The following is a 14,027-nucleotide window of genomic DNA, read 5'->3' as shown; positions in this document are numbered from 1 at the left end:
CGGCTATCTATAGATTTAAGGGGAGGACATTAAGGGATGATGAACAAACCGGAAATTGCTGATATTTATCCATTATCTCCAATGCAAGAGGCATTGCTGTTTCATTCGCTTTACGACAAGGGAGACATCTATTTCGAGCAAATGATTTTTACGATTGATGGGTTCGTCGATATTGAAGCTTTGGAACGCTCCATAAACAAAGTTATCGAGAGATACGATACGCTTCGGACAATCTTTATTCACGACAAAATCAACAAGCCGAGACAAATCGTGCTACGAAACAGAAAACTTAAATTGGAATACATTCAATTGAATGAGTCTGATCCGATCGAGAAAAGGAAGAGAATTCGGCAGATAGCGGAGGAAGATCGCCAGCGGTCTTTTGACTTGTCCAAAGATATTCTGTTACGTCTGCAAATAATCCAAACTGGCCCGGCGGCATATACGTTAATCTGGAGCAATCATCATATTCTGATTGACGGATGGTGCCTGGGGATCATTTTCCAGGAATGGTTCTCCCTCTACAAACAGGAGATTCACGGAACAGCTGCACAACTAGATCGTGTCATTCCCTATAAAAGATATATTAAATGGTTGGGTGAGCAGCAGGAGGTCGAAGCCAGAACCTATTGGAAAAATTATCTCTCTGGTTATGAGAACGGAGCGGACTTCCCAGTGGAAATAACTTCGGATTCGGCGGAATCACCTTCGGTTCAGGAGATAACGTTTAATTTGGGCAAAGTGCTGACTGAGCAATTAATGGATGTTAGCCGTAGATATCAGGTCACGATGAGCAGTCTTTTTCAGACGTTGTGGGGAGTCGTGCTTCAATACTATAGCAATTCTGACGATGTGGTTTTTGGGACTGTAGTATCTGGAAGGTCGGCTACCATACCAAATGTGGAGAAAATTGTAGGTTTATTCATTAACGCCGTGCCCGTAAGAATAACGTCGGAAGAGAAACAATCGTTTGCCCAATTACTGAAAAAGACACATCAAAACGCCATTTTGTCTGAGGAGTTTAGCTATCTATCTCTCGCTGAAGTGCAAGCGGAGGCAGGTCAGAGTGGTCAGCTTTTTAACCATATCATGGTGTATGAAAACTACCCGTCCAGTACCAGTATGTTTGATACCAAACAGTTCGAACTTGGATTTGATATTACCTCCATTGAAGCGTATGAACATACCAATTATGATCTGAACATTTCCATAGGCCCAGGTGAAGAGATCCGGGTCAAGATCAATTACAACGAGCAGGCATATTCGGATTCTTTTATTAAACGATTGTTTGTTCACCTCAAGCAAGCCTGTCTATTAATTGCGCAAGAACCGCAAATAAGTGTTGCAGATATTCTGATCCTGACCCCGGAAGAAAACAGCATGCTGGTGAAAGGAAACGAGACCACTGCGGACTATCCGAGGGATCAGTCCATTTCAGAATTATTTATTCAACAGGTAGAGTTATATCCTGATCATCCAGCAATTCAATTAGCACACCAAACATGGACTTATGCAGAACTTCATGCTCTGGTTGAAGATTGGGCCAAAGCTATGCAGTGGCATGGCATAAAGCCAAGAGACAGGGTAGGACTCGTTGCGCGGAAATCCATGGAGATGATTGCAGGCATGTTGGCTATTATTCGAGCTGGTGCTGCCTATATTCCACTTGACCCCACATTTCCGGCCGAAAGATTGACCCATATGCTTCAAGATAGTGAAGCACAATTCCTGCTTCGGTTCACTGAGTTAGAATTGCCCCATTATGAGGGAGAAATCTTAACCTTGGACATGTTGATGATGCATGAACGTTCATTCAACACAAGCGAGTACCAAGAGGTTAATTTCCTGTCAGGTCCACGGGATGCTGCTTACATTATCTACACTTCAGGTTCGACGGGAAAACCTAAAGGTGTGGTTGCAACCCATCAAAATATTATCAAGACCGTGCGAAATAATGGCTATGTGGAATTGAACTCCAAAGATCGGATTTTGCAAATTTCGAATTATGCTTTTGATGGGGCAACCTTCGACATATACGGAGCATTGTTAAATGGCTCCACGCTTGTACTTACTACTGAAGAAATGATGCAGAGCGTAGCTGCGCTTGCTGATACGTTCACCAAAGAAGAAATTTCGATTGCTTTTATGACAACTGCGCTATTCAATACGCTGGTAGATTGGGACCCGAACTGTCTCAGTAAGGTAAGGCATCTTTTGTTTGGGGGGGAGAAGGCTTCAATCCGGCATCTGAACAAGGCATTAGATGTTTTGGGCCCAGAACGGTTATTGCACATGTATGGACCAACAGAAACGACAGTGTATGCAACATATTATCTGATTACACAGCCTGATGTGGCACCCATAGGCAAACCGATTCATAATACCACTGCTTATGTTATGAACTCCAAACATAATCCCATGCCTGTCGGTGTGACGGGAGAGTTATACATTGGCGGTGAAGGTTTGGCCAGTTACCTGAATGCTCCAGAGTTGATGCGAGAACGCTTTGTTGATAACCCGCATGCTCCCGGTGAGAAAATGTATAAAACCGGGGATTTGGTTATACGTCTGCCTGATGGGAATTTGGAATTTGTAGGGCGGATCGATCATCAGGTCAAAATCAGGGGTCACCGCATTGAGCTTGGAGAGGTGCAGGAGAAGATGAGAGCTCTTTCCGGAGTGGAAGATGTTCTTGTTACGACATGGCGGGATGCTCAGGGGAGCTCTAACTTAAGTGCATATATCGTCCCTATTCAATATGCAGAGGGGCAAGCAGAGCAGAATCAGCAAATTCAGGAATGGAAGTTGGCGTTGAAAGACCGTTTACCTGAGTATATGATTCCTGCTACATTCCAGATTCTTCGGGTATTTCCGCTTAATTCTAACGGCAAAATCGATCGCAAAAACCTTCCGCTTCCTAAGGTGATGGATCAAAACAAAAATCTTCCACTGTCTGGAGAAACCGAACAGAAGCTGGCTCAGATCTGGGAAGATGTATTGGGCATCAAACCAGGTGCCGGAGATCACTTTTTTGAGCTTGGGGGCCATTCGTTAAAAGCTATGATGCTGGTAGCCAAAATACATAAAGAGATGGACGTAAAACTTTCTTTGCATGAAGTATTCCGTGCAGCACTGCTGCGGGAAATGTCACTATGCATAGAAAATTCTCGGAAAAGTGTATATAAGGCTATTCCTGCGGTGGAAGTACAAGAATCGTACCCAGTGTCCGCATCGCAAAAAAGAGTCTACATTGCACAACAGCTGGCTCCATTAGAGACCAGCTATAATATGCCGATGGTACTGAAGATTGAAGGAAAGCTTAACCGCGATAAGCTTGAAAAGGCCTTCATACAGCTTATACGGCGGCACGAGATTCTCAGGACGCGTTTCATCTGGTCTGGTGAACACTTGCGGCAACAAATTCTGGAACCCACGGAACTAAGCTGGAGTTTAATTAACTATGGGATGCAAGAACAACAAGGGGCAACGTATTACGGCACTGATGTTCTGAATAGACAAAAAACGATGATTGCTTCATTTCTTGAGAAATTTGTACAGCCATTTGATCTATCAACCAGTCCGCTAATCCGTGCAGCTCTTGCTGAAGTTACATCTAATCATAGTCTCTTGTTCATTGATATGCATCACATCGTGTCTGATGGTGTATCCACCGGAATTATTTATAAGGAACTGACCCAATTATATGAGGGAGAAGCGCTGTCACCTGTAAACCTACATTATAAGGATTACTCCGTATATGAACAAAATGAGCGGACGAGTCAGCGATATGAGGAAAATCGAAAATACTGGTGTGCCCAATTCGAAGGTGAACTTCCGACTACGGAGATTGTACCCGATTATGTCAGACCTTCGGTTCGGTCTTATGAGGGGTATTCAATCTCATTTCAACTTGAAACGGAGCTCACGAATCGGTTAAAAAGTCTTGCTGCTAAGCACAAAACCACATTATATGTGGTCTTGCTGGCTGCCTATAATATCATGATATCCAAATATACTGGAGAAGAGGATATTGTGGTCGGATCACCAATTGCAGGAAGGTATCACGAAGATGTTCAGCCTATGGTTGGCATGTTCGTCAATACGCTGGCCCTACGTAATGAGGTGTCAGGTGAACTCACAGTGGATGAATTCATAGGTCGGCTGAAGTCCAATTTTGTTGAGGCACAAGAGCATGGGGAGTTCCCTCTCGAGGATCTCCTTGAGCATCTTCAACTGTCCAGAGATCTTAGTCGACATCCGTTGTTTGATACCCTTTTTGTACTGCAAAATATGGATATTCCACCAATTCAACTAACGGGAACAACCTTTACTGCAGCGGAGTGGGACTGGAATTATGCCAAATTCGATATGACGTGGGGATGTCGGGAGGATCGCCATGGTTTGAACTGGACAGTGGAGTATGCTTCTTCCATCTACAAAAAATCCACGATACTTAAGATGATTGATCACTACAAAAACATCCTTGTGCAAATGGTGAACACCTGCTCCCTGAGGCTGAAAGAAATGCATTTGTTAACGAACAAAGAGAAATCCGCCATGCTAACTTGCAATGAAACACGGGCAGAATATCCGCGTCAATCCAGCATTTCGTCAGCAATGGAGGAGCAGGCAGCGCGAACTCCTGATCAGATTGCGGTTATTTATGAGGATCAGCGTCTAACGTACAAGGAATTTAACGAAGTAACAAACCAATATGCGCGGGTACTGATGGAAAAAGGAATGAAGCAAGGAGATGTTGTGGGTCTATTGACTGACCGTTCTATGGGAATGATCATAGCCATTTTCGGGATTCTCAAGACAGGTGCTATGTATGTTCCTATTGACCCTTCTTTTCCTGAAGAGCGTAAACACTTCATTGTGGAAGACAGCAATGCCAATTGGCTGATCACAGCCAATGAGTTAACCATCACCGGGAGTACTCCACAGCATTTGGTACTTGAAGAAATACTTCAAGAGGCAGCAAGGACGAGGTGGGATGGGGAAAATTGGAAGTTGCCGACGATCCCATCGGGAGCAACAGCGTATGTGATGTATACTTCAGGCTCGACAGGTAAGCCCAAAGGGGTGATGACCAGTCATCGAAATATTATGAAGACGGCTATTCACAATGGCTACAGTGAACTGTCCGCTGCCGATCGGGTACTCCAAGTATCCAATTATGCATTCGATGGCTCAACCTATGAGATTTTTGGGGCACTATTAAATGGTTCAACACTCCTATTGATTGCCAAACATACATTACTCGACGCTGCCGAGCTAGCGAGAACGATGGATGAAGAACAAATTACATCTGCTTTTATGACGACGACGTTATTTAATACGATGGTCGACTATGATGTTACATGCTTCAAGCATATAAGGAAATTGTTCTTTGGTGGCGAGAACGCATCGATTAAGCATGTACTGAAAGCATTGGACTACTTGGGCGAACATCGTATTGTGAATGCGTATGGACCCACAGAAACGACGGTTTTTGCAGCGACGTATTCGGTTGAAAACAGCTTGTATCAATATTCTCGGGTTCCTATCGGACGTCCGATACACAATACAAGACTATATGTGCTTAATCGATGGAACCAATTGCAGCCTATAGGGATTCCTGGTGAATTATACATTGGTGGGGAAGGTGTATCAAAAGGATATCTGAACCAGCCTGATTTAACGGAAGAACGCTTTGTTCCAGATCCATTTGTTCCTGGAGAAACGATGTATCGGACAGGGGATTTGGTAGTTTGGAGAGAGGATGGCCAACTGGAGTACCTGGCAAGAATGGATAATCAGATCAAAATTCGAGGCAATCGGATCGAGCTCGGCGAGATTGAAACCAAATTGAAAGAAATCCCCTCCGTAAATGAAGCAGTGTTAATGGCACGTAAAGAGGAGCGTGGCGAAGGTTCACTTCTTTGTGCCTACGTAGTACCCGAAAATCTTGTGATGAAGAAGATGGATAGTTCCGATCTGGTTTCGAAGTGGAAAAGTGAATTGAGACAGTCACTTCCGGAATATATGATTCCTTCATTTATTCTCATTGTGGACACCATACCGATGACAACCAATGGTAAGGTGGATTATGCTGCTCTTCCCAAGCCTTCGGCTAAATGGAATACGCTGGAGGTCATACAACCTGAAAACCCGTATGAAGAGCAGTTGCAGCATATCTGGTCCGAAGTTCTGGGAAGGGATTATCCGGGCATGCTGGAATCATTTCTCGATCTTGGAGGACACTCGCTTAAAGCGATGACTATGGTGGCCAAAATACATCAGATGTTTGATGTAAAGCTAAGTCTTCAAGATATCTTCAGCCATCCTACCATTCGGGAACAGGCTATGCTTATTCAAGGGAACGACAAGCTTCACAGGTATGTCTCCCTTCCTACTGTGGGTCAGGATACAAGTTATAATGTGACTTCTGCCCAGAGAAGATTGTATATTATTCAGCAAAATGAAAATATTGGTACCAGTTATAATATGCCGATGGTATTACGAATCGAAGGCCGTCTGAATATGGAGCGACTCGAAAATGCGTTGCTTCGGTTGATTGAGCGTCATGAGTCCTTACGAACCTCTTTTGTATTGGAAGATGATCAGGTTAGACAACAGGTACACGCGCTGGGCGAACTGGACTGGAAACTTAATCTGACAGAAGTAAATAAGGGCACATTACAATACGGGTCTATAGATCATGACGAGGCGTCATGGGTTGCATCATGTATTTTTCCTTTTGATTTGTCGGCTCCTAGCTTGTTTAGAGCCTATATCCGCAAGCAATCGGATACAGAGCATCTATTATTGCTGGATGTTCACCATATCGTTTCGGATGGGATATCAACAGCGATTATGTACGATGAGTTATTCAAATTATATGAAGATGAAGAGCTACCGCTTCTGCATAAACAGTATAAAGATTACGCTGCCTATGAGCAGCTGCAGCAATCAACGGAAGCCTACAGTGCTGCTCGTGATTATTGGCATCGAATGTATGAGGGAGAACTGCCGATATTGGACTTCCCTCTCGAAAACGTGCGTCCACGAGTACAGCGCTATGAAGGAGCACAACATACATTCCTACTGGGTGACGTTCTTGCCAAGCGCCTGACCGAGCTCGCGTCAAACCACGATACAACCTTGTATGTGCTACTGCTAGCTGCATATTACATTCTGCTATCCAAATATAGCGGACAGGAAGATATCATTGTGGGTACACCGATTGCAGGCAGAGACCATGCCGAAACGGCTTCCATGGTGGGGATGTTTGTTAAAACGTTACCTTTACGTAGCGAAATCAAGCCGGAACTTACGGTTGCAGAATACGTTACTTCATTGAAGCAACGTGTGCTGGATTGCTCCGATTATACGGTGTATCCGCTTGAAGAGCTGCTGGATCATCTGCAAATGGTCAGGGAGCCGAGTCGTCATCCCCTTTTTGAAACCATATTTGTACTACAGAACATGAACATGACTCAGCTAAAGGCGGATCAGCTTACTATTGATCAGCTGGAGACAACAACAGGGCGATCTAAGTTTGAGATGACTTGGGCTGGACACGAGTTGAAAGAAGACATTTCCATGACGATTGAATACAATACCGATTTATTTTCCCATGCCAGGATTCAACAAGTGTCTTCCCATTATGCGTATATTCTCGAACAGATGGTCAACGATACCAACCGGGCTCTAAACGATATTGAATTGTGTACATTGGAAGAAACCGTGTACTTTGAGAAGTATGAAGGACAAGTTGTCGAATATCCAAGAGAAGAAACAATACCCGTGCGGTTTGAAAAACAAGTGAGACAGTATGCAGATCGTCCTGCGTTGATTATGGGCTCCCTGAGCATGACCTATAGTGAGCTGGGTATGAATGTTAAACGAATGGCTGAAGCGTTAAAACACGAAGGGGTTCGTCCGGGAGACAGAGTCGGATTGTTAACGGATCGCTCTATGGGGATGATCGTGTCCATTCTCGGTATTTTGAAATCCGGAGCCATGTATGTTCCACTTGATCCGGGCTTTCCGCAAGAGCGCCTCCTCTTTATGCTTGAAGATAGCCAGGTAGAATTGCTCCTAGCTGAGCAAGGCCGGACTATCCCAGGATTCTCAGGGAAAACGATGGTGTTAAATGAACAGTGCTGGAGTGAAACTCATAATGAAGAGCTTGGGGAAGATCGAGAAACCCGGCCGGATCATGCAGCTTATATAATGTATACATCGGGTTCAACCGGGAAGCCCAAGGGAGTCATAACGACACATCGCAACATTATGAAGACCAGTATCCAAAACGGGTTTATTGATATGATGCCTACGGATCGGGTTCTGCAATTGTCCAATTATGCCTTTGACGGATCGACTTATGACATTTTCGGAGCCTTATTGAATGGTTCAGCACTAATCTTGATTTCCAGAGAGGATATGCTGCATATTACAGAACTTGCTCGTACATTGGATGAACAGCGAATTACAACGGTCTTCATGACGACAGCCTTGTTCAATACACTCGTAGACTACGACATGAGTTGTCTCAAACATATACGACGACTATTTTTCGGTGGGGAGCCAGGCTCCAGAAAACATGTTCTGAAAGCATTGGATTATCTGGGTCCCCATCGAATTATTAATTGTTACGGTCCAACGGAGACGACTGTTTTTGCAACAACATTTTCGGTGGATGAGAGTATGCGGGACAGAAGCAATGTGCCAATAGGCTGTCCAGTTCACAATACACAGGTATATGTGCTGAATCCGTGGGGAAAGAGACAGCCGGTTGGGGTACCCGGAGAACTTTATATCGGGGGAGAAGGATTGGCACAGGGTTATCTGAACCAACCCGTGTTGACGGCAGAGCGGTTTGGCGAGAATCCGCTGAAATCAGGAACAAAACTCTATCGTACAGGAGATTTGGTGAAGTGGCTACCTGATGGAAACCTAGAATTTCTGGACCGTTTGGATCAGCAGGTCAAAATTCGTGGCAATCGAGTAGAGCTTACAGAGGTCGAAAGCAGACTACTGGTTATGCCGGAAGTTAAAGAAGCGATGGTAACATCTGGACGTGATGAGCAAGGGCACTCCTTTCTTTCAGCGTATATCGTTCCTCATTCGATATCTGAGCCTAGGCTGCCGTACATCATTCGGGAACAGTTGCTTCACGTTCTTCCAGATTATATGGTGCCTTCCACATATACCTTGCTTGTCTCTTTTCCACTCACAAGTAATGGCAAAGTGGATAAAAGAATGCTTCCGAAGCCACATCCCCTTGTATCCGAAAGTTATGTTGCACCAACCAATTCGCTCGAAGCTGAATTAGTTGAGATTTGGAGCAGTGTTCTGGGTTTATCAAAAGTAGGCATTCACGACCACTTCTTTGAACTTGGAGGGCATTCTCTTAAGGCAATGTCCCTTATAGCCCAGATTCATAAAGCATTTGATGTAAGGTTGACGGTACAAGATGTGTTTACCTACACTTCCGTGTTGGATCAGGCCAAATTTATTCAGAAAGCCAGAGGGACCCATCGTTATGCATCTTTGCAACCTGTGGCGGTTCAAGATACCTATCCAGCATCGTCAGCGCAGAAGAGATTATTTTTCATTCAACATATGGATCAGCAGAGCACCAGTTACAATATGCCAATGATATTTGAAATTGAAGGTAGACTCTTTGCTGACCGACTCGAGGAAGCATTTATTTCCCTGATCCATAGACATGAAGCGTTGCGTACGTCTTTTGAACTTGTTCAAGGTGAGCTGAGACAGCGCATATGGCCTGCTGCAGACCTGGAATGGGGGATGGAACATATATTTGTCAAAGGGAAGGGAAAAGTTGATATAGAGACGTACGTTCATTCATTTGTTCGTCCCTTCAACCTGAAAGCTCACAAATCGCTTATTCGTGCAGGCTTGTTAAGTACTTCGTCAGAAAGGCATATTCTGGTTGTAGATACCCACCACATTGTTTCTGATGGCATATCGACTGGTATCATCTTCACTGAACTGTTTCAGTTGTATGAACAACAGAAGTTGGAGCCGCTTTCTGTTCAGTACAAGGAGTATGCTGTTTGGGAACAGGAATATAAGAAGGCGGGAAGCTATCAAAGTAGTGGAGAATACTGGTTAAATCAATTCCAAGGTGAACTTTCGATGTTAAATCTACCTTATGATGATTTTAATGCCAGAACTCGTAAAGCTACTGGGGCACGAGTAGAAATGCAGCTTAATGAAGAACTGACTAAGCAGCTGCGGATTCAGGCAGAAGAGTACAAAACAACGTTGTATACGGTAATGTTGGCGGGCTATTCCATTCTGTTATCCAAATATGCGGGACAGGAGGATATCGTTATCGGTGTCCCTACAGCCGGGCGGGAGCATGCGGATACTGCATCCATAGTTGGCATGTTTGTGAATACGTTGGCATTGAGATTGAGGCCAGTGGGAAAGAATGAAGTTCAGAATTATATTCAACAAGTTCATGCCCAGTTGATGCAGGGCTACGAACACGGGATGTTTGCTCTTGAGGAGCTGATTGAACAGCTGGCATTGCCAAGAGAACTGAACCGGCATCCGCTATTTGATACGATGTTTGTATTGCAGAACATGGAGCACTCATCACCTGAAACGAGTTCGATCTCCGTCCGTCAGTTACCTTCTGGATCCAGTGAGCCGAAGTTCGATATAACATGGGGAAGTGTTGAGCACGCCGGAGGCATGAGCCTAACTGTTGAATATAATGAAAATTTGTTCTCTTCAGAAACGATTGAACGGATGATGCATCATTATGAACATATCCTTCAGCAAATGGTGATTCGTCCTTATGAGCAAGTCATGAAAATTGAGATGTGTACTCCAGAGGAAAGGCTGCACTTAGCCAGTTTCGAAGGAGAGACAGTAGACTACCCGAGGGAAGAAACGATATCACAAAGGTTTGAGAAGCAAGTGCTGCGATATGGGGATCGTCCATCCGTTGTCATGGGTTCAGAGGTAATAACCTATGACGAGTTGCAGATAAAGGCCAATCAGATTGCAAAGGTACTCAGACTGAAGGGAATCGTCCCGGGTGAAGTGGTAGGATTACTGGCTAATCGTTCTATAGGTATGATCGTCTCCATTATGGGGATTATGAAGGTGGGAGCCGCATATGTACCGCTTGATCCAACATTTCCTGAAGATAGGTTAGCCTACATGTTGAAAGATAGCCAAGCCCAACTATTAATAGCTGGAACTAATCTGGGCATAGCTGATTTCCAGGGTCCAACGATAATGCTTGACGAACGCTTATGGAGTGAAGAAGTTAAGGAAGAGGCAGTGTCTGATCAGGTTGAGACGTGGACGGCTGATTCGCCTGCCTATATCATGTATACCTCTGGGTCGACTGGTGCACCCAAAGGAGTCGTGACTACGCATCGGAATATCTTGAGAACAAGTATTAATAATGGTTTCATGGATATGGGGCCGGAAGATCGGGTATTGCAGTTGTCTAACTATGCATTTGATGGATCTACCTATGAAATATTCGGTGCTTTGCTCAATGGTGCTGTCCTGGTGCTTATTCCCATGGAGGACGTTGTACACACAGCCCAACTTGGCAGAATGCTGAATAAAGAGCGGATTTCCTCTGCTTTTATGACAGCTTCACTGTTCAATACCATTGTGGATTATGATGTGACTTGTCTGAAACATGTTCGCAAACTGTTTTTTGGCGGCGAAGCAGCCTCACGAAATCATGTTCTAAAGGCTCTGGATTATCTGGGTCCACACCGATTGGCTAACGGATACGGGCCTACAGAAACGACTGTCTTCGCTGCAACCTATACTGTGGATGAAACACTAAGAGATAGACGAAATGTACCTATTGGGCGCCCAGTTCACAATACCAAAGTTTACGTGCTTAACCGTTGGGGCCAACGACAGCCGATTGGTGTTCCGGGGGAACTCTATATTGGTGGGGATGGCCTGGCTTTGGGATATCTCAATCAGCCTGCGCTGACATCAGAACGATTTATTGAAAGTGTTATAACACCTGGAGAGATTATTTATCGTACTGGTGATTTGGTCAGATGGTTGCCTGATGGAAATCTGGAATATCTGGATCGTCTGGATCAGCAAGTCAAAATTCGTGGGAATCGCATTGAACTTACGGAAATCGAGGATCGCTTGAGATCACTACCTGAAGTGCGGGAGTCTGTAGTTGTTCCCAAACGGGATACACAAGGACATTCCTACCTTGTGGCCTACATTGTAATGCAACGGGAGCAACAGGCTGGGAAGGAACAATTGGCTCATATCAGGCAAGCGTTAAGTTCAATGCTGCCACAGTATATGATCCCATCTAGATTTGAATTTTTGAATAATTTGCCGCGCAACTCCAATGGGAAAATAGATCGAAAAGCCCTGCCAGAACCAAGCAGTGAATTGACAACTGGTTATTGTGCGCCTCAGAATGCACTTGAACAGGATTTGGCATTAATCTGGGCAGAGGTACTGGGTATTGAGCGTGCAGGTACAGAGGATCATTTCTTTGAACACGGTGGACATTCACTGAAAGCCATGATGTTAAATACGCTTGTACAAGAGCAGCTTCATATCCGAATAGATCTGCAGGATGTATTTAAGTATCCCACAATTAAGATGTTGGCCGCTTATATCCAGCAGCAAGGGGCAAATCTTTACCATGATAAATATGAGCGTATTCGACCTGCACCTGAACAGCGCATCTATCCTGCAACGCCTTATCAAGCTTACGGTTACGAAGCAAGCGAGGGGAATAATCATTGGAATATGCCGATGGCATTTCGCATCAACGGAAGACTTCAGGCGGAGCGGTTGGAGCATAGCTTTAGGGCTTTAATAGAACGCCATGAAGCTCTGCGTACCTCATTGCACAAAGAGGGAGGACAAGTTGTCCAGTCTATTCACAAAAGCACTCATTTTGATCTGATTCAGGAAAAGGTTGAGTCAGATTCGGAAAGAGTACGTATTATGGAATCTTTCATTCAACCCTTCAATACAGAGCTACCACCACTTCTTCGTGCGAAGCTGCTTCATATGGGAGAAGAGGATCATGTGCTTCTGATGGATATGCATCACGCCATATCTGACGGCACATCCGTGGGCATTTTGATGAATGAATTGTTTCAGCTCTATGAGGGGATAACACTTCCTCTTGTTCAGTTACAATATAAAGATTATGCTGTTTGGCAAAAAGAGAGACTTGATCAGGGAGGATATGCCGAATCTCAAATCTTTTGGAAAGAAACACTTCAAGGCTACCATCCGTTTACGGTAAGAGGCGAGCTTGTAAATGAAGAGGTTATCCCTTCTTATGAGGGAGATCAGATAGTTGTAAAACTACCTGCTAGCCATCTCGTACAACTTAGAGAAAAACTTCATGATTCAAGTTTAACGGATTATGCTATTTTATTTTCGGTGTATCTGCTTACGTTGCATCAGAAGACGAAAAGGACAGATATGATTGTTGGAACGTATGCATTTGGCAGAAGTAGACCTGAACTGCAGGACACGGTTGGTTTATTTATTAATTCAATTCCCTTGCGAAATATAATATCAACAGGCGATACGTATTACGATTATCTCCTTAAAATTCAGGCTAACCAATTGCAGGCATTTGATCATCAGAATTATCCATTTGAAAGAATGCTGGAAGATGCAGGCTTCTCTTCTGCACCCGATGAGCAGTGCTTGTTTGACACGATGTTTAACATGAATAATTTTGTTGATCGATCTGTAGAAACTGCTGAAATTCAGATTACTCCATTCAAGTATGAATGGAATTTCAGTGAGTATGAGGTCTATGTTACTGCTCAAAAAATGGAAGAACATTTCAGTATCCACTTTGACTATCGTGTGAAAAGTTTCAGCCGGCAAGAAATGGACCAATTTACCAACCAGTATCGTAAATTATTCGAACATATTTTGGAGAAGCCTCATATTCTTATTGATGAACTGAATCAAATAAATCTTTGGAGAGATTCTGTGATACACTAATATAAACCATTCAT

The 14,027-nt window shown here is 44.1% G+C and carries 1 protein-coding gene; it reads left to right on the top strand.

Translation table 11 applies throughout. The annotated features are described in order from the left end of the window. The first annotated feature begins 36 nt into the window (after positions 1 to 36). Positions 37 to 14,013 (top strand): non-ribosomal peptide synthetase, encoded by a 13,977-nt coding sequence (locus EC604_RS00615; RefSeq protein WP_123062296.1) that lies wholly within the window; start codon positions 37 to 39, stop codon positions 14,011 to 14,013. Positions 14,014 to 14,027 lie beyond the last annotated feature (14 nt).

This window comes from Paenibacillus amylolyticus (assembly GCF_003719335.1).
GTDB classification, from domain to species: domain Bacteria; phylum Bacillota; class Bacilli; order Paenibacillales; family Paenibacillaceae; genus Paenibacillus; species Paenibacillus amylolyticus_D.
This window is presented reverse-complemented; position numbering and strand designations above follow the sequence as displayed.